The organism is Streptomyces sp. NPDC087422 (assembly GCF_044744145.1).
GTDB lineage: Bacteria > Actinomycetota > Actinomycetes > Streptomycetales > Streptomycetaceae > Actinacidiphila.
This window is the reverse complement of record NZ_JBIUXT010000010.1, coordinates 191,186-215,333: the sequence shown is the minus strand read 5'-3', so window position 1 is coordinate 215,333 and position 24,148 is coordinate 191,186. Positions and strand designations below refer to the sequence as shown.

Here is a 24,148-nt window from a genome sequence, read left to right as displayed (position 1 = left end):
GCGTACCTACCGCATCGGCTGCGGTCAAAACAAATGCAAACGCGCAGGCCGGTGACTACTCGAAGATTGCCACCACCCAGATCAGCGCCCAGAAAGCCAGCCCGAGATAACCGATCACCAACCCGGCGGTCGCCATCCCGTCACCCTGCTCACCGCGCTCGCGGATCTGCCGCTTCGCGGTGTGCCCGAGCACGACCGCGCCGATTGACGCCATCCCGAAGATCGGCGACCCGACCAATGAGCACACCAGTGCCCCGATCGCCGCCCCGTTCGTCTTCGGCACGGGCGCCACCGGCGGCGCGTACCGGAACGGCTGCGGCGCCCCGAACGTCGGAGGCACCGGATACGGCGAGGACGGCCGCGGAATGTCCGCTGTCAGCCGGTCCAAGTCCCCGTACGTACGCGCCGCGTAGGCACGCCCCAACCGGTCCTCGTACTCTTCCTGCTTCAACCGCCCCTCGGTGAACGCCTCGTTCAGCACGTTCACCGCGCGCTCTCTGTCCGCATCCCCGGCAAGCATGTATCCATAATGCCGCAGAGCGGCCATCCCCGAGAGGGATGGCCGCCCTGTGTGACAGCAACGGGACGAAACTCAGCCGTTGTACGGGCCGTAGTCGTAGTCCTCCAGCGGAACGGCCTGGCCGGAGCCGGTGCCGAACGGGCTGTAGTCGATGTCGTCGTAGCCGACGGCCGAGTACATCGCGGCCTTGGCCTCCTCGGTCGGCTCCACCCGGATGTTGCGGTAGCGGGCGAGGCCCGTACCGGCCGGGATCAGCTTGCCGATGATGACGTTCTCCTTCAGGCCCAGCAGCGAGTCCGACTTGGCGTGGATCGCCGCGTCGGTCAGCACCCGGGTCGTCTCCTGGAAGGAGGCGGCCGACAGCCAGGACTCCGTGGCCAGCGAGGCCTTGGTGATACCCATGAGCTGCGGACGACCCGAGGCCGGGTGACCGCCCTCGGAGACCACACGCCGGTTCTCGGTCTCGAACCGGCCGCGCTCGACCAGCTCGCCGGGCAGCAGCTCCGCGTCGCCGGACTCGATGATCGTCACCCGGCGCAGCATCTGCCGGATGATGATCTCGATGTGCTTGTCGTGGATCGACACGCCCTGCGAGTTGTAGACCTTCTGGACTTCCTGCACCAGGTGGATCTGCACCTGGCGCTGGCCCAGAATGCGCAGCACGTCGTGCGGGTTGGTGGCACCGAAGGTCAGCTTCTGGCCGACCTCGACGTGGTCGCCCTCGCCCACCAGGAGCTTGGCGCGCTTGGAGATCGGGTAGGCGATCTCCTCGGCACCGTCGTCCGGGGTGACGACGAGCTTCTTCGTCTTCTCGGTCTCCTCGATCCGCACCCGGCCGGACGCCTCGGAGATCGGGGCGACACCCTTCGGGACACGGGCCTCGAACAGCTCGACGACACGCGGCAGACCCTGCGTGATGTCGTCACCGGCCACACCACCGGTGTGGAAGGTACGCATCGTGAGCTGGGTGCCGGGCTCACCGATCGACTGGGCCGCGATGATACCGACGGCCTCGCCGATGTCGACGAGCTTGCCGGTGGCCAGCGAACGGCCGTAGCAGTACGCGCAGGTGCCGACGGTCGACTCGCAGGTGAGGATCGAGCGGGTCTTGACCTCCTCGACACCGTGCCGCACGAGCTGGTCGATCAGCACGTCACCGAGGTCGACGTTGGCGGGCGCGATGACCTTGCCGTCCACCACGACGTCCTCTGCGAGCATGCGGGCGTACACGCTGGTCTCGACGTCGTCCGTCTTGCGCAGCGAACCGTCCGCGCCGCGCTCGGCGATCCGCAGCTTCAGACCGCGCTCGGTGCCGCAGTCCTCCTCGCGGATGATCACGTCCTGCGAGACGTCCACCAGACGACGGGTCAGGTAACCCGAGTCGGCGGTACGCAGCGCGGTGTCGGCCAGACCCTTACGGGCACCGTGGGTGGAGATGAAGTACTCCAGCACGGACAGGCCCTCACGGAAGGACGCCTTGATCGGACGGGCGATCGTCTCGTTCTTGGCGTTCGACACCAGGCCACGCATACCCGCGATCTGACGCATCTGCATCATGTTTCCGCGGGCCCCGGAGTCCACCATCATGAAGATGGGGTTGGTCTTCGGGAAGTTCGCGTTCATCGCCACGGCGACCTCGTTGGTCGCCTTGGTCCAGATCGCGATGAGCTCCTGAGTGCGCTCGTCCTTGGTGATCAGACCGCGCTCGTACTGCTTCTGGACCTTCTCGTCCTGGGCCTCGTAGGAGGCGATGATCGCCTTCTTGGCCTCGGGCACCACGATGTCCGTGACGGACACGGTGACACCGGAACGGGTCGCCCAGTGGAAGCCCGCCGCCTTCAGGTTGTCGAGCGTCGCCGCCACGATGACCTTCGGGTAGCGCTCGGCGAGGTCGTTGACGATCTCGGAGAGCTGCTTCTTGCCGACCGCGTAGTCCACGAACGGGTAGTCCTCGGGCAGCAGCTCGTTGAAGAGCGCGCGGCCCAGGGTCGTCCGCAGCCGGAACGTGTCGCCGAGCTGGTACGGCTCCTCGCCCTCGGTGGGCTCCGGCGGCACCCAGCCGCGCGGCGGGACGGTGCCCACCGGGAAGCGGATGTCGACCGGCGCCTGCATCGACAGCTCACGGCCGTCGAACGCCATGATCGCCTCGGCGGTCGAACCGAACGCCCGGTTCTCCCCGATGACCTCGCGCTCCTCGGAGTCCGTGGTCAGGAAGAACAGACCGAGCACCATGTCCTGGGTCGGCATGGTGACCGGACGGCCGTCGGCCGGCTTGAGGATGTTGTTCGAGGACAGCATCAGGATGCGGGCCTCGGCCTGCGCCTCCGCGGACAGCGGGAGGTGCACGGCCATCTGGTCGCCGTCGAAGTCCGCGTTGAACGCGGTGCAGACCAGCGGGTGGATCTGGATGGCCTTGCCCTCGACGAGCTGCGGCTCGAAGGCCTGGATGCCCAGACGGTGCAGGGTCGGTGCGCGGTTGAGCAGCACCGGGTGCTCGGCGATGACCTCTTCGAGCACGTCGTACACGACCGTACGGCCGCGCTCGACCATGCGCTTGGCCGACTTGATGTTCTGCGCGTGGTTCAGGTCCACCAGGCGCTTCATCACGAACGGCTTGAAGAGCTCCAGCGCCATGGCCTTGGGCAGGCCGCACTGGTGCAGCTTGAGCTGCGGGCCGACGACGATCACCGAACGGGCGGAGTAGTCGACGCGCTTGCCGAGCAGGTTCTGCCGGAAGCGGCCCTGCTTGCCCTTGAGCATGTCGGACAGCGACTTCAGCGGACGGTTGCCGGGGCCCGTGACCGGGCGGCCGCGACGGCCGTTGTCGAAGAGCGCGTCGACGGCCTCCTGGAGCATGCGCTTCTCGTTGTTCACGATGATCTCGGGGGCGCCGAGGTCGAGAAGCCGCTTCAGGCGGTTGTTGCGGTTGATGACACGGCGGTACAGGTCGTTGAGGTCGGAGGTCGCGAAGCGGCCACCGTCGAGCTGCACCATCGGACGCAGGTCCGGCGGGATCACCGGGACGCAGTCCAGCACCATGCCGTTGGGCTTGTTGGTGGTCTGGAGGAAGGCGGAGACGACCTTGAGGCGCTTGAGCGCCCGGGTCTTCTTCTGGCCCTTGCCGGTACGGATGATCTCGCGGAGGCGCTCGGCCTCCTCCTCCAGGTCGAAGGACTCCAGGCGCTTTTGCAGCGCCGCGGCACCCATCGAACCCTGGAAGTACGTACCGAAGCGGTCGCGCAGCTCGCGGTAGAGCAGCTCGTCGCCCTCCAGGTCCTGGACCTTGAGGTTCTTGAAGCGGGCCCACACCTCGTCGAGCCGGTCGATCTCGCGCTGCGCACGGTCGCGGAGCTGCTTCATCTCGCGCTCGGCGCCTTCGCGGACCTTGCGGCGGACGTCGGCCTTGGCGCCTTCGTTCTCCAGCTCGGCCAGGTCGGCTTCCAGCTTCTTCTGCCGGCCCTCGACGTCGGAGTCACGGCGCTGCTCGACCTGCTGGCGCTCGACGGAGACCTGGGCCTCCAGCGACGGCAGGTCGCGCGTGCGGCGCTCGTCGTCCACCCACGTGATCATGTACGCCGCGAAGTAGATGACCTTCTCCAGGTCCTTCGGGGCGAGGTCGAGCAGGTAGCCGAGGCGTGACGGAACGCCCTTGAAGTACCAGATGTGCGTGACGGGCGCGGCCAGCTCGATGTGGCCCATCCGCTCACGACGCACCTTGGCGCGAGTGACCTCGACGCCGCAGCGCTCACAGATGATGCCCTTGAAGCGGACCCGCTTGTACTTCCCGCAGTAGCACTCCCAGTCCCGGGTCGGGCCGAAGATCTTCTCGCAGAAGAGCCCGTCCTTTTCCGGCTTGAGCGTGCGGTAGTTGATGGTCTCCGGCTTCTTCACTTCGCCGTGCGACCAGGTACGAATGTCGTCCGCGGTGGCAAGGCCGATCCGCAGCTCGTCGAAGAAGTTGACGTCGAGCACTTGTCGTCAATCCCGCCTTCGGGTTCCACCCGACCAAAAAACGCGGTCGGGGTCGATTGTCAAACATGGTCTGAACGGTCCTGGGAGAGGTCGCCCGGTCCTGGAGGGACCGGGCGACCGGCCCGTCAGACCTCTTCGACGCTGCTCGGCTCCCGCCGGGACAGGTCGATACCGAGTTCTTCCGCGGCGCGGAAGACGTCCTCGTCGGTGTCACGCATCTCGATGGACATGCCGTCCGAGGACAGCACCTCCACGTTGAGGCAGAGCGACTGCATTTCCTTGATGAGCACCTTGAAGGACTCGGGGATGCCCGGCTCGGGGATGTTCTCGCCCTTGACGATGGCCTCGTAGACCTTCACGCGGCCGAGCACGTCGTCGGACTTGATGGTCAGCAGCTCCTGGAGGGCGTAAGCGGCGCCGTACGCCTCCAGCGCCCACACCTCCATCTCACCGAATCGCTGGCCACCGAACTGCGCCTTACCACCCAGCGGCTGCTGGGTGATCATCGAGTACGGACCGGTGGAGCGGGCGTGCAGCTTGTCGTCCACCAGGTGGTGCAGCTTGAGGATGTACATGTAGCCGATCGAGATCGGCTCAGGGAACGGCTCGCCGGAGCGGCCGTCGAACATCCGCGCCTTGCCGGACGGCAGGACCATGCGGTCGCCGTCGCGGTTCGGGATGGTGGACTCGAACAGACCGCGGATCTCGTCCTCGCGGGCGCCGTCGAAGACCGGGGTCGCGACGTTGGTGCCGGCGGCGACGACGTCCGCGTCGATCGCCTGGAGGCGACGCGCCCACTCCTCGCCGATACCGGAGACGTCCCAGCCCTGCTTGGCGAGCCAGCCGAGGTGGATCTCCAGCACCTGTCCCGGGTTCATGCGGGACGGGACGCCGAGCGGGTTGAGGATGATGTCGACCGGGGTGCCGTCCTCGGTGAACGGCATGTCCTCGACCGGCAGGATCTTCGAGATGACGCCCTTGTTGCCGTGACGGCCGGCGAGCTTGTCGCCGTCGGTGATCTTCCGCTTCTGCGCCACGTACACGCGCACGAGCTGGTTGACACCGGGCGGCAGTTCGTCGCCCTCCTCGCGGTCGAAGACCCGGACGCCGATGACCTTGCCGGTCTCGCCGTGCGGCACCTTCAGCGAGGTGTCACGGACCTCACGGGCCTTCTCGCCGAAGATCGCGCGCAGCAGGCGCTCCTCCGGGGTCAGCTCGGTCTCGCCCTTGGGCGTGACCTTGCCGACCAGGATGTCGCCGGCGACGACGTCGGCGCCGATCCGGATGATCCCGCGCTCGTCGAGGTCCGCGAGGACCTCCTCGGAGACGTTGGGGATGTCCCGGGTGATCTCCTCCGGGCCGAGCTTGGTGTCACGGGCGTCGACCTCGTGCTCCTCGATGTGGATCGAGGAGAGGACGTCGTCCTGGACCAGCCGCTGGCTGAGGATGATCGCGTCTTCGTAGTTGTGGCCCTCCCAGGGCATGAACGCCACCAGGAGGTTCTTGCCGAGGGCCATCTCGCCCTCGTCGGTCGAGGGACCGTCGGCGAGCACCTGGCCGACGACGACCCGGTCGCCCTCGTTGACGACGACCTTCTGGTTGAAGGACGTGCCCTGGTTGGAGCGGGAGAACTTCGCGACGCGGTACGTGGTGTACGTGCCGTCGTCGTTGGTGATGGTGACGTAGTCGGCGGAGACCTCCTGGACCACACCGTCCTTGTCCGCCTTGATGACGTCACCGGCGTCGACCGCGCAGCGGTACTCCATGCCGGTGCCGACCAGCGGCGCCTCCGCCTTGATCAGCGGCACGGCCTGGCGCATCATGTTCGATCCCATGAGCGCGCGGTTGGCGTCGTCGTGCTCCAGGAACGGGATCATCGCGGTCGCGACCGACACCATCTGGCGCGGCGAGACGTCCATGTAGTCGACGTCGTCGCCGGGGATGTAGTCGATCTCGCCGCCGCGGCGGCGGACCAGCACGCGGGACTCGGCGAACCGCAGGTCCTCGGTGAGCGGCGCGTTGGCCTGCGCGATGACGAAGCGGTCTTCCTCGTCCGCGGTCAGGTAGTCGACGTCGTCGGTGACGACGCCCTCGACGACCTTGCGGTACGGGGTCTCGACGAAGCCGAACGCGTTGACCCGGCCGTAGGAGGCGAGCGAGCCGATCAGGCCGATGTTCGGGCCTTCGGGGGTCTCGATCGGGCACATGCGGCCGTAGTGCGACGGGTGCACGTCGCGGACCTCGAAGCCGGCCCGCTCACGGGACAGACCGCCGGGGCCCAGCGCCGACAGGCGGCGCTTGTGGGTCAGGCCGGACAGCGGGTTCGTCTGGTCCATGAACTGGGAGAGCTGGCTGGTGCCGAAGAACTCCTTGATGGAGGCGACGACCGGCCGGATGTTGATCAGGGTCTGCGGCGTGATCGCCTCGACGTCCTGGGTCGTCATCCGCTCGCGGACCACGCGCTCCATACGGGCCAGGCCGGTACGGACCTGGTTCTGGATCAGCTCGCCCACGTTGCGCAGGCGGCGGTTGCCGAAGTGGTCGATGTCGTCGACCTCGACGACCATCGAGGAGCCGTTCTCCCCGGTGGTCTCGGTCTCACCGGCGTGCAGCTTCACCAGGTACTTGATGGTGGCGATGATGTCGTCGGTGGTGAGCACACCGGCGTCCAGGGGCGCGTCGCTGCCGAGCTTCTTGTTCACCTTGTAGCGGCCGACCTTCGCGAGGTCGTAGCGCTTGGGGTTGAAGTAGAGGTTCTCCAGCAGGGTCTGCGCGGCCTCCTTGGTCGGCGGCTCGCCCGGACGCAGCTTGCGGTAGATGTCGAGCAGCGCGTCGTCCTGGCCCTGGGTGTGGTCCTTCTCCAGGGTGGCGCGCATCGACTCGTAGTCGCCGAACTCGTCCAGGATCTGCTCGGTGCTCCAGCCGAGCGCCTTGAGCAGGACGGTGACCGACTGCTTGCGCTTGCGGTCGATGCGGACACCGACCATGTCGCGCTTGTCGATCTCCATCTCCAGCCAGGCACCCCGGGACGGGATGATCTTGGCGGAGAAGATGTCCTTGTCGGACGTCTTGTCGATCTGGCTGTCGAAGTAGACACCCGGCGAGCGCACGAGCTGCGAGACGACGACACGCTCGGTGCCGTTGATGCAGAAGGTGCCCTTGTTGGTCATCAGCGGGAAGTCACCCATGAAGACCGTCTGGGACTTGATCTCGCCGGTCTCGTTGTTGGTGAACTCGGCGGTGACGAAGAGCGGGGCGCCGTACGTGAAGTCGCGCTCCTTGCACTCGTCCAGCGAGTTCTTCGGAGGCTCGAATCGGTGGTCACGGAAAGTGAGCGACATCGACCCGGAGAAGTCCTCGATCGGCGAGATCTCCTCGAAGATCTCCTCCAGACCCGACTTCCTGGGGACGTCCTGCCCACTGTCCAGGGCCGCCTCGACACGGGCCTTCCACGCGGCGTTGCCGAGCAGCCAGTCAAAGCTCTCGGTCTGGAGCGCGAGGAGGTTCGGAACTTCGAGCGGTTCACGGATCTTCGCGAAAGAGATGCGCAGCGGGGCGGTGCTTGCGCCGTTGTTCGAATTGGTGGTCGAGGCGTTGCGCGAGGCGGCCAAGAGGGGGTCCTTCCGAGGGCTCGGACTCACTACGCGCATACCGGTCCGCCCCTGAGCGTAAGAAGAAAGCCCTGATGGCGGACTTCTTCAGCAGTGCTCAGACGTGGGCATGCTCCTGGTGACGGGCCAGGCAGCAGCTAACAGGCAGCGCAAAGGGTCAGTGTAGCCACTCGGCACACTGATGTCCAGAGCAGAGATTCGGAGTACCGAATCATCGCCCCCTCGTCCGTCCTGCGGATCCCGCCTCGGAACCGGATCCGCGCCTGCGCCATGCATTCCCGCATCTCCCCCGATCCATGCATCCAACCCGGATCGAAGTGTCGACGCGTCCTGAGAATTGCGCGCCGCGTGCGGTTCGTCAAGGCCCTGGCCTGGCAGAGATGCTCACAGCCCCGCTCCCGGCCCCCCTGCCGGATGGCTCCCGGAGCAGGTCCCGTGCGGGAACGATCACCTTATCCGGACGGTGGCACCGCCCCGCCACAAGGACGCGGGAACGCCGTAGGGCGGCCACCCGGATGGGTGACCGCCCTACGGCTGTCCGGCCCTGTGCGGGCCGTACGGGGACTGCTGGGTGCCGCTCGGTGTTACTTGACCTCGACCGAGGCGCCGGCGGCCTTGAGGGACTCGGCGGCCTTGTCGGCGGCAGCCTTGTCGACCTTCTCCAGGACGGGCTTCGGGGCGCCGTCCACGAGGTCCTTGGCCTCCTTCAGGCCGAGCGAGGTCAGCTCACGCACGACCTTGATGACCTGGATCTTCTTGTCACCGGCGGCGGTGAGGACGACGTCGAACTCGTCCTGCTCCGGGGCGGCGTCCGCGACGGCGGCCGGACCGGCGACACCGGCGGCGGCGACGGGGGCGGCGGCGGTGACGTCGAACTTCTCCTCGAAGGCCTTCACGAACTCGGAGAGCTCGATGAGGGTGAGGGTCTCGAACTGCTCGAGCAGCTCGGCCTGGCTGAGCTTCGCCATGATGGCGGTCCTTCCACTAATTCGGCTGGTGCCGGTTGTCGATGTCGGCGGGCGTACTCGGAGCCCGCTGGACTGCGGGAGTGGTTACTCCGCAGCCTCGGCGGGAGCCGGCGTACCGGCACCGCCCTGCTCTGCCTGCTCGGCCTGCTTGGCACGAAGCGCCTCCGCGGTGCGGACGAACTTCGAGGGCAGCGCCTGGAAGAGCGCGGCAGTCTGCGACTGCTTGGCCTTCATGGCGCCCGCCAGCTTGGCGAGCAGAACCTCGCGGGACTCGAGGTCCGCGAGCTTCTTGATCTCGTCGGCGGACAGCGCCTTGCCGTCAAGGACACCGCCCTTGATGACGAGAGCGGGGTTGTCCTTGGCGAAGTCGCGCAGACCCTTCGCCGCCTCGACCGGGTCACCGGCGACGAAGGCGACGGCCGACGGACCCGCGAACAGGTCGTCGAGCGTGCTGATCCCGGCCTCGTTGGCCGCGATCTTGGTCAGCGTGTTCTTCACCACGGCGTACGTGACGTTCTCACCGAGCGAACGGCGCAGCGTCTTGAGCTGCGCCACGGTGAGACCGCGGTACTCGGTCAGCACAGCGGCGTTCGAGGAGCGGAACTGATCCGTCAACTCGGCAACCGCGGCAGCCTTATCGGGCCTCGCCATGAGTCTCGGCCTCCTTCCGGGTGATTGCGGACCGCACGGAATTGAAGGAGGGGACTTGGCAAAAACGAACGCCCCGGCGCAGGCGCACGGGGCGTGACTCGACGGAATCGACTTCCGCTCGGCGGAAATCTCTTCCGGAGTTCATCCACGATCACCTGCGCGGGCCATCCGCAGCTAGCGGATCCTTCGGCCGCCACGCCCTTTTCGGGGCACGGCAACGACCAGCGGTCTTTGGCTTCTCGGGAAGCGTACGGGACGGGTCCTGACAACACCAAATCCGGCCCCCGTGCGGTGTGCACGGAGGCCGGACTTCGGATGGTGCCGCACGCCTTACGCGTGGCCCCGCGTCGTCATCAGACGGACGCCGGGTCCTCCTCGACGAGGAGGTTGCGGGTGCGGTTGGGGTCGACCTGGATGCCGGGGCCCATGGTGGTGCTCACGGCGGCCTTCTTGATGTAACGACCCTTGGCGGCGGACGGCTTGAGACGCAGGATCTCGTCCAGGGCCGCCGCGTAGTTCTCCACCAGCTTGGTCTCGTCGAAGGAGACCTTGCCGATGATGAAGTGCAGGTTCGAGTGCTTGTCGACGCGGAACTCGATCTTGCCGCCCTTGATGTCCGTGACAGCCTTCGCCACGTCCGGGGTGACCGTACCGGTCTTCGGGTTCGGCATCAGGCCACGGGGACCGAGCACGCGGCCCAGACGGCCGACCTTGCCCATGAGGTCCGGGGTGGCGACGACGGCGTCGAAGTCCAGACGGCCCTTCGACACCTCGTCGATCAGTTCGTCGGAGCCGACGATGTCGGCTCCCGCGGCTTCCGCGGCCGCAGCACGGTCACCGGTCGCGAAGACCAGGACCCGGGCGGTCTTGCCGGTGCCGTGCGGAAGGTTCACGGTGCCACGGACCATCTGGTCGGCCTTGCGCGGGTCGACACCCAGGCGGAAGGCGACCTCGACGGTCGAGTCGAACTTGGTGGTCGCGGTGTCCTTGGCGATCCGGACGGCCTCGAGCGGGGCGTACAGGCGCTCCGCGTCGATCTTGCCGTCGGCAGCGCGAAGGGACTTGCTGCGCTTGCTCACTTACTGCTCCTGTTGGTGAAGGGGAGTCGTGGTACGGGCCGAGCAGGCCCTGCCACAGATGAACCGGCGGGGCGTCAGCCCTCGCCTCTGTCGCTCGGGCGTCAGCCCTCGACCGTGATGCCCATGGAGCGGGCGGTGCCGGCGATGATCTTCTCGGCGGCGTCCAGGTCGTTCGCGTTCAGGTCGGGGAGCTTCGTCGTGGCGATGTCCCGAACCTGGTCGCGGGTGAGCTTGGCGACCTTCTTGACGTGCGGCTCGCCGGAGCCCTTCTCGACACCCGCGGCCTTGAGGATCAGCTTGGCCGCCGGCGGCGTCTTGGTGATGAAGGTGAAGGAACGGTCGTCGTAGACCGTGATCTCCACCGGGATCACCATGCCGCGCTGCGACTCGGTCGCCGCGTTGTAGGCCTTGCAGAACTCCATGATGTTCACGCCGTGCTGGCCCAGGGCGGGGCCGACCGGCGGCGCCGGGTTGGCCGCGCCGGCGTTGATCTGGAGCTTGATCAGCCCCGTGATCTTCTTCTTCTTGGGAGGCATTGCTCTCTCCGGGTCCTGTTGAGAGTGTTCGTGCCTGCGTACAGGCATACCGCACCACTTTAGCGGGTATTGGCCCGCATCCTGAAACCGGCCGGTGGCCGGGGGACACAGCGGCCCCCGGCCGACGGAAATCCGTCGAACGGGGGCCGCTGGAAAAGTCTCAGTTCTTCTGGATCTGGTCGAAGCTCAGCTCGACCGGGGTCTCGCGGCCGAAGATCTCGACCAGGCCCTTGACCTTCTTCGAGTCGGCGTTGATCTCGTTGATCGTCGCCTGGAGCGTCGCGAAGGGGCCGTCGGTGACGGTGACCGAGTCGCCGACCTCGAAGTCCAGCACCTGGACCTCGACCTTGCGCGGCTGGGCGGTGCCCTCGGCGATGGCGGCGGCCTCGGCCGCGGCCTCCACCTCCGGGGCGAGCATCTTCACGATCTCGTCGAGGGTCAGCGGGTACGGGTCGTACGCGTTGCCGACGAAGCCGGTGACACCGGGGGTGTTGCGGACGACGCCCCACGACTCGTTCGTCAGGTCCATGCGCACCAGCACGTAGCCGGGGAGCTTGTTCTGCCGAATGGTCTTGCGGTCGCCGTTCTTGATCTGGACGACTTCTTCCTGGGGCACTTCGGCCTGGTAGATGTAGTCCTCGACGTTGAGCGAGACGGCGCGCTGCTCCAGGTTGGACTTCACGCGGTTCTCGTAACCGGCGTAGGTGTGGATCACGTACCACTCGCCGGGCAGGGTGCGAAGCTCCTCGCGGAAGGCGGCGACCGCGTCCACGACCGGCTCGGACACGGCGGCCTCGCCGTCGTCCTCGTCCGCTTCGTCCTCAGCCGCTTCGTCCTCGTCGGCGACCGCCACGTCCTCGTCGGACTCGTCGTCCGCCTCGTCGTCGTCCGCCTCGTCCGTGGCGGCCTCGGCGGCTTCCTCATCCTCGTCCTCGTGGACGGCGGCCTGCTCGGCGGCTTCGCCGGCGTTCAGGTCGGCAGCCTCGGCCTGGTCGATCTCGCCGTCGGCGGCCTCGACGATGTCGAGCGCGGTGTCGTCGCCCTCAACGGATTCGTCGGCGTCGTACACGTTCGGGTCAGACACGGTGACTGCTTCTTCCTGACTTCAAGGGGTGGAACATGCGGACAGGCGCCCGTGGACCGGCGCCCACCGCGGGATCAGCCGAAGACGTACGAGACGAGCTTCGAGAATCCCCAGTCAACCACGCTGACGAGACCGATGACGACGACAACGAAGACAATCACCACTGTGGTGTAGGTGATCAGGTCGTTGCGGCTCGGCCAGACGACCTTGCGGAGTTCCGCGACGATCTGGCGGTAGAAGAGCGCCAGCCGACCGAGGGGGCCCTTCTTGCCGCGCTTGCCGCCGCGGCGGGGCTTGCGAGTCTCGTCGTCCTCGGACGTGTCAGGCTCAGGGGCCTCGATGGAGTCCGTGATCTCAGTCACTACGTCCTCACCTGACTCCGGGTCGTGGCCGTGTCGCGCCCGTCGCGCGGTACGGCGAGTGCTTTACCTGCCCACGTCCGTCGGGTGACGTGTGGAGCAGGGTCGGAGGGACTCGAACCCACAACCGCTGGTTTTGGAGACCAGTGCTCTACCAATTGAGCTACGACCCTTTGCGACTCCCCCAACGTACCGCAGCATTGCGGAACCGCGGTGCCGGTGGGAAGGCCATCGACGGATGAGTGTACGTGTTTCGCGGCCCTCCGTCGAACGCCTTGCGTCCGATCAGGTTCCGGCCGCGTTCCGTTGACGTTTTGACGCGGCGTCGACGGGGTGCCGGTGGGGTGCCGAGGAGGTTCCGGCGGGGTGCCGGCGAGGCGCTGGTCAGGTGCCGGTCGGGTGCCGACGGGGCCGCGGACCCCCGGCGCGCACCGGGTGTGTTCACAGTCCGGACAGGTCCGCAAACCTGGGTGCCGGGCCTCCCCCGCGTCTGGGACCATGCAGTCATGAGCGCAGCTACTCCCCCCGTACAGTCTCCCACCGACCGTCGGGTGTCGGCCCGCGTCGGGTCGATCTCCGAGTCCGCGACGCTGGCCGTCGACGCCAAGGCCAAGGCCCTCAAGGCCGCCGGGCGCCCGGTCATCGGATTCGGCGCGGGAGAGCCCGATTTCCCGACGCCCGGCTACATCGTCGAAGCCGCGGTGGAGGCGTGCCGCAACCCGAAGTACCACCGCTACACCCCGGCCGGCGGTCTGCCCGAGCTGAAGACCGCCATCGCCGCCAAGACGCTCCGCGACTCCGGCTACGAGGTCGAGCCGTCGCAGGTGCTGGTCACCAACGGCGGCAAGCAGGCCATCTACGAGGCGTTCGCCGCGATCCTCGACCCGGGTGACGAGGTCATCGTGCCCGCCCCGTACTGGACCACCTACCCCGAGTCGATCCGGCTCGCGGGCGGCGTGCCGGTCGAGGTCGTCGCGGACGAGACCACCGGTTACCGGGTCTCGGTCGAGCAGCTCGAAGCGGCCCGCACCGAGCGCACCAAGGTCGTGCTGTTCGTCTCGCCGTCCAACCCCACCGGCGCCGTGTACAGCGCCGCCGACACCGAGGCGATCGGCCGCTGGGCCGTCGAGCACGGCCTGTGGGTGCTGACCGACGAGATCTACGAGCACCTGGTGTACGGCGACGCGACGTTCACCTCGCTGCCGACGGCCGTGCCCGAGCTGCGCGACAAGTGCATCGTGGTCAACGGCGTGGCGAAGACGTACGCCATGACCGGCTGGCGGGTCGGGTGGATCATCGGCCCGAAGGACGTGGTCAAGGCCGCGACGAACCTCCAGTCGCACGCCACCTCGAACGTCTCCAACGTCGCGCAGGTCGCCGCGCTGGCCGCCGTCTCGGGGAACCTGGACGCGGTCGCCGAGATGCGGACCGCCTTCGACCGCCGCCGCCGCACCATCGTGCGGATGCTCAACGAGATCGACGGCGTCGTCTGCCCGACGCCCGAGGGCGCGTTCTACGTCTACCCGTCGGTGAAGGCGCTGCTCGGCAAGGAGATCCGCGGCAAGCGCCCGGCCGACTCCGTCGAGCTGGCCGCGCTGATCCTGGACGAGGCCGAGGTCGCGGTCGTGCCCGGTGAGGCCTTCGGCACCCCCGGCTACCTGCGGCTTTCGTACGCGCTCGGCGACGAGGACCTGGAAGAGGGCGTCTCGCGGCTCCAGAAGCTGCTGGGCGAGGCGAAGGACTGAGCCCCTTAGGACGCTGCGGCGATCCGTTTTTGCATTCGGGCAAGCCCCCGTTCGGAGAAAGTGGTACCGGACGGGGGCTGTCGTATAGCAGGATCTTGGAATGGCACGCGAGGTCCGTCAGCTCCCCAAGGCACATCTGCATCTGCACTTCACCGGCTCCATGCGCCCCGGCACGCTCCTGGAACTGGCCGACCGGCACGGCGTGCACCTCCCCGAGGCGCTGACCTCGGGCGAACCCCCCAAACTCCGGGCCACCGACGAGCGCGGCTGGTTCCGCTTCCAGCGGCTGTACGACATCGCCCGCTCCTGCCTGCGCACCCCGGAGGACATCCAGCGGCTGGTCCGCGAGGCCGCCGAGGAGGACGCGGCGGACGGCTCCGGCTGGCTGGAGATCCAGGTCGACCCGACCTCGTACGCGCCGCGGCTCGGCGGGCTGATCCCCACGATGGAGATCGTCCTGGACGCCGTGCACACCGCCTCGCGGGACACCGGGGTCGGCATGGCCGTGGTCGTCGCCGCCAACCGCATGAAGCACCCGCTGGACGCCCGTACGCTGGCCCGGCTCGCCGTCCGGTACGCCGACCGCGGCGTGGTCGGCTTCGGGCTCTCCAACGACGAACGGCGCGGTCTGGCACGGGACTTCGACCGCGCCTTCGCCATCGCCCGCGACGGCGGCCTGCTCGCGGCCCCGCACGGCGGGGAGCTGGCGGGGCCCTCCAGCGTCCGCGACTGCGTCGACGACCTGTACGCGGGCCGTATCGGGCACGGGGTCCGCGCCGCCGAGGACCCGCGGCTGCTGCGCCGCCTCGCCGAGAAGGGCATCACCTGCGAGGTCTGCCCGGCCTCCAACGTCGCGCTCGGCGTGTACGAGAAGGCCGAGGACGTACCGCTGCGCACCCTGTACGAGGCGGGCGTGCCGATGGCGCTCGGCGCCGACGACCCGCTGCTCTTCGGCTCCCGGCTCGCCGCCCAGTACGAGATCGCCCGCGCCTCGCACGACTTCACCGACGCCGAACTGGCCGAGCTGGCCCGGCAGTCCGTACGGGGCTCCCGCGCGCCGGAGGACGTACGCCGGCGGCTGCTGGCGGGGATCGCCGAGTGGGAGGCGACACCGGAGGGGGCCGGGGGCTCTCGTGAGGGGGTGGGCTCTCCCGAGGGGGCGGTGGGCTCCGCCGAGGGTGCGGTGGGCTCCGCCGAGAGGGTCGTCGGGTCTACAGGCTGACGCCGGGCTCTGCCGGGAGGGTTGTCGGGTCTACAGGCTGACGCCCACCAGGACCGGCTCGTTGACCAGCGTCACGCCGAACGCCGCGTGGACGCCGTCGCGTACCTCGCGGGCCAGCGCCAGCAGATCCTCGGCGGTCGCGCCGCCGCGGTTGGTCAGCGCCAGCGTGTGCTTGGTGGAGATCCGCGCCGGGCCGCTGCCGTACCCCTTGGTGAACCCCGCCTTGTCGATCAGCCAGGCCGCCGAGAGCTTGGTGAGGCCCTGACCGGCCTCGCCCGCCGGGTACGACGGCGGCGCCGTGTCCTGGCCGAGCCGCTCCTTCGCCCGTTCCAGGAACGCGGCGTGCTCCGGGGCGGTCAGGATCGGGTTGGTGAAGAAGGAGCCCGCAGACCAGGTGTCGTGGTCGGCCTCGTCCAGCACCATGCCCTTGCCCGCGCGCAGCGCCAGCACCGTCTCCCGCGCCTTCTCCAGGGGCACCCGGTCGCCGGGTTCCACGCCCAGGGCTCGGGCCGTCTCCGCGTACTTCACCGGGGCGGAGAGCCCGCCCGCGTCCTCCAGTCCGAAGCGGACGCGCAGCACGACGTAGCGGTGCGGCTCCGCCTTGAAGCGGCTGTGGCGGTACGAGAAGGCGCACGCGTCGTTCGCCAGCGTCACCGTCTCGCGGGTCCGGCGGTCGTACGCGACGACCTCGGTGATCGTCGTCGACACCTCTTGGCCGTAGGCGCCGACGTTCTGGATCGGCGTCGCCCCCGCCGAGCCGGGGATGCCCGCCAGGCACTCGATTCCGGCCAGGCCGGCGGCGACGGTCCGCGCCACGACGTCGCTCCAGGTCTCGCCCGCGGCGACCTCAAGCGAGGTGCCGTCGAGGGTCACGCCGCGGGTGGCGATCCGTAGCGCCGTTCCCTCGAAGCCGCGGTCGCCGACGACGAGGTTGCTGCCGCCGCCGACGATCAGGAGGGGGTCGCCGGTGGTGTCCGCCGCGGCGACGGCGGCGATGACGTCGGCGTCCGAGGCCGCCGTGATCAGGCGGTGCGCGGGGCCGCCTACGCGGAAGGTTGTCAACGGGGCCAGCGGCGCCTTCTCCATTACGTCCACCCCCTCACCCTAGGGGGCCCGCCCCCTCCCTTCTTTTCCCGGCCCGCTTGCGTGGGGGGCGTCTTTGCCCACCCGCCCACCCGTGCGGGTGCTTTCTTCGTCTGCGGGTGCCGCTTGTGCCTGGTCGGTCCCGGCCCGGGGCACCTCCTCGGGCGACGAACGTGCCCGCACTTCGATGACGTCCAGCCCCTTTCCGTTCGTCCCCCTGCGGGGGCACCCCGCACCGACCCCTCCCCGCCCGTCGGCGCCCGACGGTCCGTGGGGGTGGCCGGGCAGGGGGGTGGATGGGAACCGGGCCCTGCGCAACTCCCCCCGGCCAATCCGAAAGGACCGCCCCCCGAGAAGTGAAGACCCCGAGCCCCCCGCCCGCCAACCAAAGGCCCCCCACTCCCCACGCCCCGCCACCCGCACCCGTACCAAAAGGGCCGCCCCCCACCCACCACGAACACCACCCGCGCCCGTACCGAACGAGCCAGTGCCACCGCCCCCGACGCCCACCCCACGGCGAACCGCCCCCCTCCCCGCACCCCTCGCCCACCACGAACCGTCACCCGCAGCCGTACCGGAGGGCCCGGAACCCACCCACCCCCCTCCGCCCACCCCACGGCGAACCGCCCCCTCCCAGCCCCCACCCCACGGCGAACCGCCCCCCTCGCAGCCCCCACCCACGGGGGACCGTCAGGCGGCGATGGGCCGGAGGGGACGGGGCGGGGTGCCCCCGCAGATTTGCGTGCCGACAGGGCGTGGACGAATGGGAAAGGAGCAGGCAGCACGCAGCTCGAGGAGGTGCCCCGGCCCGGGACCGACACCAGGGACAGGGCGGTGGAAGAAAGGGCTGACCCCCGCACCCAAAAAAGCCGGGCACGGGGGTCAAGAGGGCCAGGACGGTCAGGAAAGGGCTAGGCGGTGGGCTGGAGGTCGCGGGGGGAGGAGGACGGGGTGGAGTCGAGGGAGGTGGGAGAGGGACGGCGGGGAAGGAGGAGGGCCGCGACCGTGGCGACACCGAGCACGGCGGCACCAACCCACAGCGCAGGCGTCAACCCGTCGACAAAGGCGTCAGCCGACCCGTACCCGCCCTGCGCGGAAAAGATCGAGCCCAGCACCGCGATCCCCAGCGCTCCCCCCACCTCACGCAGCGCGTTGTTGGCCCCCGACGCGATCCCCTGCTCCGCCCCCCGCACACTCCCCATCACCAACGCCGTGGCCGGCGCCACGAACAGCGCCATCCCGGCCCCGCTGATGATCAGCGCGGGAAGCTGCGCCAGATAGGAGACGTCCGGCGAGATGATCGTCGCGAACCACCCGAGCCCGATCGCCTGAAGGGCGAGCCCGGCCGCGACCACCGGCCGCCCCCCGATCCGGTCGGAGACAATCCCGGCGATCGGCGCGACGATCATCGGCATACCGGTCCACGGCAGCATGCGCAGCCCGGCCTCGGTCGGCGAGTAGCCGACGACGTTCTGCAGGAACTGGCTGAGCAGGAAGATCGACCCGAACATCCCGGTGAACATCAGCATGCTGGCCGCGTTGATGGCCGAGAACCCGCGGCTGCGGAACAGCCGCATCGGCAGCATGGCGTTCGGCGAGGTCGCCCCGTGCCGGATGAAGGCCGCGACGAGCGCCGCGCCGCCGATGAGGCCGCCGAGCACCGGCCCGCTGGTCCACCCCTTGGTCGTGGCGTTGACCAGCGCGTAGACGACGCCGAACAGCCCGAGGCTGATGAGCGCGGTGCCGCGCGGGTCGAGCCGGGCGCCGGGCGCGGTGGACTCGTTGAGGCGCAGCCGGGCCAGCGGGATGAGGGCGATGCCGAGCGGAACGTTCAGCCAGAAGATCCACTGCCAGGAGATGTGTTCGGTCAGGCTGCCGCCGATGAGCGGCCCGCTGGCGACGGCGAGGCCGTTGACGGCGCCCCAGATCCCGAACGCGGCGCCTCGCCGCTCGGCAGGGACCGCCGCGGTGAGCAGCGTCAGCGTGAGCGGCATCATGATCGCGGCGCCGACGCCCTGGAGCGCGCGGAAGGCGATGAGCATGGAGATGGTGGGCGCGAGGGCCGCCGCGGCGGAGGCGCCGGTGAAGATCGTGAGGCCGGTGAGGAAGAGCTTGCGGCGGCCGAAGCGGTCGCCCAGCGCCGCGCCGAACATCAGCAGGACGGCGAAGGTGAGCGTGTAGGCGTTGACCGTCCATTCGAGGTCGGACAGCGCCCCGCCGAGGTCCTTGCGGATGGACGGCAGCGCGGTGGTGACCACGAGATTGTCGAGGGCCGCCATGAATCCGGCGACGCTGGTGATGATCAGAGCCCAGGCGGCGGTGCCTGGCCTGCGGCCTTCTGCTGCTTGCTGGGTCATGACTCCCCCTGTGGAGTGCGTACTGCGACGGCTTCGAGCCGTACGGTTAGTTATGGATGACTAACTTCAGCGGACAGAAAAAACCGATGGCTCCGCGCCCCGAAAGGCGCGGCGCCTCACTCGGGACGGGCCGTCTCGTACAGCCCTTCCCAGATGCGGTGGTCGGCCGGGAAGCCCAGCGACACCAGGGTGTTGATCAACATTCCGTAGGCGAGGAACTGCGTGGTCTGCTCGACATCCGCGCCCAGCTCCAGATGCAGGGTCTCCCACAGCGCCTCCCACCCCTCACGGATGGAACGGCCGAATTCGTGGTCCCCGGACGCCTCGGCGGCGGCGACCGCGACATACATCTGCATCTGCATCAGCAGCCGCTCGGGGTCGTCGGAGATCAGCGTCTGATACGCGTTCCCCATCGCCTTGAGCTTGCCCTCGTGGTCCGTCTCGTCCTCGGCCACATCGGCGAAGACCTGGCGCGTCGATTCCAGGCAGTAGGTGGCCGCCGCCAGGAACATGGCCTCCTTGTTCGGGAAGAGGCGGAAGAGATACGGCTGCGAGACGCCCACCCGGCGGGCGATCGTCTCGGTTGACGTGCCGTTGTAGCCGCCGCGGGCGAATTCGCTCATCGCCGCGCGGATGACGCTCTCGCGCCTCTCCTCTGCGCTCATCCTGACCATACGAGTAAGTTAGTGGTCCATAACTAACCTGTCAACCGCGGTACGGGAGACACGGGCAAACGTAAGGGGCACCCACCTGGATGGGCACCCCTTACCTGCGCTTCTACGTCTCAGGCGAGCCGGACCACGGCACGGGACATGCCCAGCACCTTCTGGCCCGCGGACGTCGCGGTGAGGTCGACCCGCACCCGCTGGTCGTCCAGTTTGGCGGCGACCTTCGCGGTCACCTCGATGAGCGCGCCCTGCTCGTCGTTCGGCACGACGACGGGCTTGGTGAACCGTACGCCGTACTCGACGACCGCCCCCGGGTCGCCGGCCCAGTCCGTGACGACCCGGATCGCCGAGGCCATGGTGAACATGCCGTGCGCGATGACGTCGGGCAGGCCGACCTCGCGGGCGAACTTCTCGTTCCAGTGGATCGGGTTGAAGTCACCGGAGGCGCCCGCGTACTGCACGAGCGTGGCGCGGCTCACAGGGAAGGTCCGCGCGGGCAGTTCGGTGCCGACCTCGACATCCGCGTAACCGATCGTCGCCGTCATGCCGCGCCCTCCGCGTTCGCCGAAGCGTTCCCCGAGCCGTTCCCGCTGCCGCTGCGCGGGTCGTCCTCCGCCGCGCGGGCGACCAGCTTCGTCCAGGCGGTCACCACGTGCTCGCCGGACTCGTCGTGGACCTCGCCGCGGATGTCGATGATGTCGTTGCCCGCCAGGGACTTGATCGCCTCGATGGTGGAGGTGACCGAGAGCCGGTCACCGGCCATGACCGGGCGCGTGTACGCGAACTTCTGGTCGCCGTGCACGACCCGGCTGTAGTCGAGGCCCAGCTCCGGGTCCTGGACGACCTGGCCCGCGGCCTTGAAGGTGATCGAGAAGGCGAAGGTCGGCGGGGCGATCACATCGCGGTGCCCGAGCGCCTTGGCCGCGTCCGCGTCCATATACGCGGGGTTGGTGTCCCCGACCGCCTCGGCGAATTCGCGGATCTTCTCCCGGCCCACCTCATAGGCGGCGGTGGGCGGATAGCTCCGCCCCACGAAGGACTGGTCCAGAGCCATCGGCACCTCCGGTGCGGGAAGCGGGCGGGATCGGGGGCAGCGTACGACATACGTACGGAAGTCGTACGGGCGCGGGGGGTCGCTGGCGGTGGCGTAACGGTTCAGCTGATCCGTACGGCTCCCACCGGGCAATACGTCGAGGCCGCCCCCGGTGACGGGGACGGCCTCGCGGTACTGCTACGGCCTGGAGTCAGCGCGTTTCGCGGTGCGCGGTGTGCGCGTTGCAACGCGGGCAGTGCTTCTTCATCTCAAGACGGTCCGGGTCATTGCGCCGGTTCTTCTTGGTGATGTAGTTCCGCTCCTTGCACTCCACGCAGGCCAGCGTGATCTTCGGGCGGACGTCTGTGGCGGCCACGTGAGTGCTCCTTGACGAACGGGGGTGATTTGAACATGAGAATAGTAGCCGACTGAGGGACCGATCCCACAATCGGCTACGGTGAGTAGCGGCGACCGGACTTGAACCGGTGACACAGCGATTATGAGCCGCTTGCTCTACCGACTGAGCTACGCCGCTTTGACGAACTGGTCCCCGCCTGGCGGCGGGGAACCGATCCATCTGAGCCCCAATACGGAATCGAACCGTAGACCTTCTCCTTACCATGGAGACGCTCTACCGACTGAGCTATTGGGGCGAGCGAGGAAGACATTACACGGTCCGCCGCGATACGTGAAATCCGTATCGGGCAGGGCACATCGGGCGTCGCGGGGCGTCACGCCCACCCCCTGATCAGGACGTGATCACCTCCCGGCCGCCGCGCGCCGGGTGGCCGACGGGCCCCGTACGAGGGCCTGTTCGCACCGCCGCCACGAGGGTCCGCCCGCGCCGCCGCGACCGCCCGGGCCGCGCCTGCCAGGAGCCGTACCCGCGCTCACTCTCCGCGCGGCACCGCGTCCGCCCGCACCCGCGAACCGCGCGCCGGCGCGTACGAGTTCCGGGCGCCCCGGAACGTGAGCGCGTCCGCTCCCCCGCGCGGCGCCGGCCGTACCGCGTGCCCCGTCTCACGACCCCCACCGGTACGACTAATGCCCTCCTGTCAGGTGTGTGCCGTGCTGACCCCTAAGCTCGGCTTTGCGTGATCTTGCCTCCCGCCGCCCGCCCTGCACGCACCGGAGGAGCGCGATGACCGACAGCCCTCGCGACAGTGCCCGCACCGCCGCAGAAACCGCCACCCTGCTGCTGTGCGGCGCCCGGCTGACCGACGGCCGGACCGTGGACGTACGGCTCAGCGGCCCCCGGATCGAGGCCGTGGGCACCGCCGGCAGCCTCGCGCCCGCCGCGGGCCGTACCGCCGACGGGTCGCGCCGTCCGGCCGACGGCACCCGTATCGACCTGCGCGGATATCTGCTGCTGCCCGCGCCCGCCGAGCCGCACGCCCACCTCGACCTGGCGCTGACCGCGGGCGCCGCGGGGCCGCCGTCCGACGACCCCGCCGATGTGCAGCGGCGCGCCACCGAGGCCGCGCTGCTCCAACTCGGCCACGGCGCCACCGCTTTGCGCAGCCATGTGCGGATCGGTGACGTCCAGGGGTTGCAGGCGCTCGAAGCCGTGCTCCAGGCGCGGCGGGCGCTGCGCGGGCTCGTCGACCTGCACACCGTCGCCGTACCGCGGCTGCTGACCGGCGCGGCGGGCGCGGACGGGCTCGCGATGCTGCGCGACGCGCTGAAGATGGGCGCCGCGGTGGTCGGCGGCTGCCCCGATCTGGACCCGGACCCGAGCGGGTACGCCGAGGCCGTCTTCTCGCTCGCCGCCGAGTTCGGGCTCCCGGTCGACCTGCACACCGCCGCCGACGACCCGGCCCGGCTGGCCCGGCTCGCCGCGATGGCGGGCGGTCTGCGGCCGGGCGTCACCCTCGGCCCGTGCCACGGTCTCGGCGCGCTGCCGCCCGAGGCGATCGACTCCGCCGCGCAGCGGCTGGCCGCCGCCGGGATCTCGGTCACCGCGCTCCCCCAGGGCGGCTGCGGCGCGCTGGACTCCGTACGCCGCGGCGGCGGTCCGCACACCCCGGTCCGCCGGCTGCGCGCGGCGGGCGTCCGGGTCACGGCGGGCAGCGGGGCGCTGGGCGACCTGGCCAATCCGGTCGGCCGCGGCGATCCGCTGGAGGCCGCCTTCCTGCTCGCCTCCTACGGCGAGTGCGGCGCGGCGCAGGCGTACGCGGCGGTCAGCGGCCGGGCGCGGGCCGTGCTCGGGCTGCCGGAGGTACGGGTCGAGGCCGGTTTCCCGGCCGAGCTGCTGGCGGTGCGCGGGGAGGGTGTCGAGGCGGTGCTCTCCCTGGCGTACAGCCGGATCGTCATCCACCGGGGCCGGGTGGTCTCGCGGACGAGCGCGGTGCGCGAATACTGCGACTCGGCGAGCGAGGCCGCGCTCGACCTCCCGCGTCAGTCGCACCGCGAGGCGTAGCGTCACGTCCATGCGCATGGTGATCGCTGGTGGACATGGACAGATCGCGTTGCGGCTTGAGCGGTTGCTCGCCGAGCGCGGTGACAGTGTGGTCGGGCTGATCCGTAACCCGGCCCAGGCCGACGACTTGCGGGCGGCGGGCGCCGAGCCGGTCGTCCTGGACCTCGAATCGGCGACGGTCGCGGAGGTGGCCGCCGTCCTGGAGGGCGCCGAGGCGGCCGTCTTCGCGGCGGGCGCGGGTGCGGGCAGCGGGGCCGCCCGCAAGCACACCGTCGACCACGCGGCGGCCGTGCTCTTCGCCGACGCGGCCGAACAGGCGGGCGTACGGCGCTATCTGGTGGTCTCCTCGATGGGCGCCGACGCCCGGGCGAGCGGGGGTGACCCCGTCTTCACGGAGTACCTGCGCGCCAAGGGCGCGGCCGACGACGACATCCGCGCGCGTACGGACCTGGACTGGACGATCGTGCGCCCCGGCGCCCTGACCAACGACCCGGGCACCGGCCGCGTCCGTCTCGCCCCCTCCACCGGCCGCGGCTCCATCCCCCGCGACGACGTCGCCGCCGTCCTGGCCGGCCTCCTGCTGACCCCCTCGACCGCCGGCCTCACCCTCGAACTCGTCTCCGGCACCGACACCATCCCCGAAGCCCTCCGCACCGCCGCCCTCCCCTAACCCCTCCCCCTCCCCCGCACACACACCAAAACGGCCCCCCGCCCTGCTCTTCAGCAGGCCGGGGGGCCGTTCTCATGATGTGGCGGCACGTGGATTCGAACCACGGTAGGCATAGCCGACGGATTTACAGACTGCGCGGGCGACGGCCCCTGACCTGGCCGGATACCTCAG

At 69.4% G+C, this 24,148-nt stretch carries 19 protein-coding genes and 3 tRNA genes; 4 read left to right on the top strand and 18 right to left on the bottom strand.

All coding sequences use genetic code 11. The features are described from left to right. Positions 1 to 55: 55 nt before the first annotated feature. The 10 genes from ACIO6U_RS28400 to ACIO6U_RS28355 all read right to left on the bottom strand — a co-directional run bounded on the left by ACIO6U_RS28400 (position 56) and on the right by ACIO6U_RS28355 (position 12,953). Positions 56 to 520: a DUF1707 and DUF4190 domain-containing protein gene (locus ACIO6U_RS28400; RefSeq protein ID WP_366823801.1), complete on the bottom strand. Its 465-nt coding sequence runs from the start codon at positions 518 to 520 to the stop codon at positions 56 to 58. Positions 521 to 592: 72 nt separating this feature from the next. Further along, positions 593 to 4,492, bottom strand: coding sequence for a DNA-directed RNA polymerase subunit beta' (locus tag ACIO6U_RS28395; protein ID WP_355340247.1), 3,900 nt, complete (start codon positions 4,490 to 4,492; stop codon positions 593 to 595). 125 nt (positions 4,493 to 4,617) lie between these two features. Then, entirely contained in the window at positions 4,618 to 8,103 is a 3,486-nt protein-coding gene (gene rpoB / locus ACIO6U_RS28390; protein WP_355340250.1) for a DNA-directed RNA polymerase subunit beta, read from the bottom strand. Positions 8,104 to 8,687: 584 nt separating this feature from the next. Beyond that, on the bottom strand, positions 8,688 to 9,071 hold the full coding sequence (gene rplL / locus ACIO6U_RS28385; RefSeq protein ID WP_355340253.1) for a 50S ribosomal protein L7/L12: 384 nt from the start codon (positions 9,069 to 9,071) through the stop codon (positions 8,688 to 8,690). A gap of 84 nt (positions 9,072 to 9,155) precedes the next feature. Then, positions 9,156 to 9,722, bottom strand: a complete 567-nt coding sequence (rplJ, locus tag ACIO6U_RS28380) for a 50S ribosomal protein L10 (RefSeq protein ID WP_355340256.1) — start codon at positions 9,720 to 9,722, stop codon at positions 9,156 to 9,158. A gap of 353 nt (positions 9,723 to 10,075) precedes the next feature. Next, the gene (gene rplA, locus ACIO6U_RS28375; protein WP_355340259.1) at positions 10,076 to 10,801 is read right to left on the bottom strand and encodes a 50S ribosomal protein L1; all 726 of its coding nucleotides are present in this window, start codon (positions 10,799 to 10,801) and stop codon (positions 10,076 to 10,078) included. A gap of 101 nt (positions 10,802 to 10,902) precedes the next feature. Further along, on the bottom strand, positions 10,903 to 11,337 hold the full coding sequence (rplK, locus tag ACIO6U_RS28370; protein WP_355340262.1) for a 50S ribosomal protein L11: 435 nt from the start codon (positions 11,335 to 11,337) through the stop codon (positions 10,903 to 10,905). Between the two features lie 160 nt (positions 11,338 to 11,497). Continuing rightward, complete coding sequence (gene nusG / locus ACIO6U_RS28365; RefSeq protein WP_401723403.1) at positions 11,498 to 12,421, bottom strand: transcription termination/antitermination protein NusG; 924 nt, start codon at positions 12,419 to 12,421, stop codon at positions 11,498 to 11,500. Between the two features lie 74 nt (positions 12,422 to 12,495). After that, positions 12,496 to 12,774 (bottom strand): preprotein translocase subunit SecE, encoded by a 279-nt coding sequence (gene secE / locus ACIO6U_RS28360; protein ID WP_355340710.1) that lies wholly within the window; start codon positions 12,772 to 12,774, stop codon positions 12,496 to 12,498. A gap of 106 nt (positions 12,775 to 12,880) precedes the next feature. Then, positions 12,881 to 12,953, bottom strand: a tRNA-Trp gene (locus tag ACIO6U_RS28355). A gap of 333 nt (positions 12,954 to 13,286) precedes the next feature. On the opposite strand from ACIO6U_RS28355, the gene ACIO6U_RS28350 reads away from it, so the two are divergent. Next, on the top strand, positions 13,287 to 14,525 hold the full coding sequence (locus tag ACIO6U_RS28350) for a pyridoxal phosphate-dependent aminotransferase (protein WP_355340268.1): 1,239 nt from the start codon (positions 13,287 to 13,289) through the stop codon (positions 14,523 to 14,525). Positions 14,526 to 14,625: 100 nt separating this feature from the next. Further along, positions 14,626 to 15,747 (top strand): adenosine deaminase, encoded by a 1,122-nt coding sequence (locus tag ACIO6U_RS28345; RefSeq protein ID WP_391050417.1) that lies wholly within the window; start codon positions 14,626 to 14,628, stop codon positions 15,745 to 15,747. A 30-nt stretch (positions 15,748 to 15,777) separates the two neighbouring features. Here the strand turns inward: ACIO6U_RS28345 and ACIO6U_RS28340 are convergent, their stop codons facing one another. The 8 genes from ACIO6U_RS28340 to ACIO6U_RS28305 form a co-directional block, all read right to left on the bottom strand. After that, entirely contained in the window at positions 15,778 to 16,833 is a 1,056-nt protein-coding gene (locus ACIO6U_RS28340) for a UDP-N-acetylmuramate dehydrogenase (protein WP_391050447.1), read from the bottom strand. A gap of 908 nt (positions 16,834 to 17,741) precedes the next feature. Continuing rightward, positions 17,742 to 19,187 carry an MFS transporter gene (locus ACIO6U_RS28335; RefSeq protein ID WP_355340274.1) on the bottom strand — a complete coding sequence of 482 codons (1,446 nt, stop codon included), beginning with the start codon at positions 19,185 to 19,187 and terminating at the stop codon, positions 17,742 to 17,744. Between the two features lie 116 nt (positions 19,188 to 19,303). After that, positions 19,304 to 19,861, bottom strand: a complete 558-nt coding sequence (locus ACIO6U_RS28330) for a helix-turn-helix domain-containing protein (protein ID WP_355340277.1) — start codon at positions 19,859 to 19,861, stop codon at positions 19,304 to 19,306. Positions 19,862 to 19,971: 110 nt separating this feature from the next. Continuing rightward, positions 19,972 to 20,400 (bottom strand): MaoC family dehydratase, encoded by a 429-nt coding sequence (locus ACIO6U_RS28325; RefSeq protein ID WP_355340280.1) that lies wholly within the window; start codon positions 20,398 to 20,400, stop codon positions 19,972 to 19,974. Then, positions 20,397 to 20,909 carry a MaoC family dehydratase N-terminal domain-containing protein gene (locus ACIO6U_RS28320; protein WP_391163447.1) on the bottom strand — a complete coding sequence of 171 codons (513 nt, stop codon included), beginning with the start codon at positions 20,907 to 20,909 and terminating at the stop codon, positions 20,397 to 20,399. The genes ACIO6U_RS28325 and ACIO6U_RS28320 overlap by 4 nt, the downstream gene beginning before the upstream one ends. 190 nt (positions 20,910 to 21,099) lie before the next feature. Continuing rightward, on the bottom strand, positions 21,100 to 21,264 hold the full coding sequence (gene rpmG / locus ACIO6U_RS28315) for a 50S ribosomal protein L33 (RefSeq protein ID WP_004571794.1): 165 nt from the start codon (positions 21,262 to 21,264) through the stop codon (positions 21,100 to 21,102). Positions 21,265 to 21,350: 86 nt separating this feature from the next. Continuing rightward, a tRNA-Met gene (locus ACIO6U_RS28310) sits at positions 21,351 to 21,423 on the bottom strand. A gap of 45 nt (positions 21,424 to 21,468) precedes the next feature. Next, positions 21,469 to 21,541 (bottom strand) — tRNA-Thr (locus tag ACIO6U_RS28305). A gap of 488 nt (positions 21,542 to 22,029) precedes the next feature. Between ACIO6U_RS28305 and ACIO6U_RS28300 the strand changes: the two genes are divergently transcribed. Together ACIO6U_RS28300 and ACIO6U_RS28295 are read left to right on the top strand one after the other, a co-directional pair. Then, positions 22,030 to 23,307: an amidohydrolase family protein gene (locus tag ACIO6U_RS28300; protein ID WP_355340286.1), complete on the top strand. Its 1,278-nt coding sequence runs from the start codon at positions 22,030 to 22,032 to the stop codon at positions 23,305 to 23,307. Between the two features lie 10 nt (positions 23,308 to 23,317). After that, positions 23,318 to 23,977 carry an NAD(P)H-binding protein gene (locus ACIO6U_RS28295; protein ID WP_401309184.1) on the top strand — a complete coding sequence of 220 codons (660 nt, stop codon included), beginning with the start codon at positions 23,318 to 23,320 and terminating at the stop codon, positions 23,975 to 23,977. Positions 23,978 to 24,148 lie beyond the last annotated feature (171 nt).

Coding starts and splice junctions, on each gene's coding strand:
- rplK (WP_355340262.1), bottom strand. CDS start 11,337: ATGCCTCCCAAGAAGAAGAAGATCACGGGGCTGATCAAGCTCCAGATC.
- ACIO6U_RS28300 (WP_355340286.1), top strand. CDS start 22,030: ATGACCGACAGCCCTCGCGACAGTGCCCGCACCGCCGCAGAAACCGCC.
- ACIO6U_RS28350 (WP_355340268.1), top strand. CDS start 13,287: ATGAGCGCAGCTACTCCCCCCGTACAGTCTCCCACCGACCGTCGGGTG.
- ACIO6U_RS28340 (WP_391050447.1), bottom strand. CDS start 16,833: ATGGAGAAGGCGCCGCTGGCCCCGTTGACAACCTTCCGCGTAGGCGGC.
- ACIO6U_RS28295 (WP_401309184.1), top strand. CDS start 23,318: ATGCGCATGGTGATCGCTGGTGGACATGGACAGATCGCGTTGCGGCTT.
- rplL (WP_355340253.1), bottom strand. CDS start 9,071: ATGGCGAAGCTCAGCCAGGCCGAGCTGCTCGAGCAGTTCGAGACCCTC.
- rplJ (WP_355340256.1), bottom strand. CDS start 9,722: ATGGCGAGGCCCGATAAGGCTGCCGCGGTTGCCGAGTTGACGGATCAG.
- ACIO6U_RS28335 (WP_355340274.1), bottom strand. CDS start 19,187: ATGACCCAGCAAGCAGCAGAAGGCCGCAGGCCAGGCACCGCCGCCTGG.
- ACIO6U_RS28345 (WP_391050417.1), top strand. CDS start 14,626: ATGGCACGCGAGGTCCGTCAGCTCCCCAAGGCACATCTGCATCTGCAC.
- ACIO6U_RS28330 (WP_355340277.1), bottom strand. CDS start 19,861: ATGGTCAGGATGAGCGCAGAGGAGAGGCGCGAGAGCGTCATCCGCGCG.
- ACIO6U_RS28400 (WP_366823801.1), bottom strand. CDS start 520: ATGCTTGCCGGGGATGCGGACAGAGAGCGCGCGGTGAACGTGCTGAAC.
- ACIO6U_RS28325 (WP_355340280.1), bottom strand. CDS start 20,400: ATGACGGCGACGATCGGTTACGCGGATGTCGAGGTCGGCACCGAACTG.
- ACIO6U_RS28320 (WP_391163447.1), bottom strand. CDS start 20,909: ATGGCTCTGGACCAGTCCTTCGTGGGGCGGAGCTATCCGCCCACCGCC.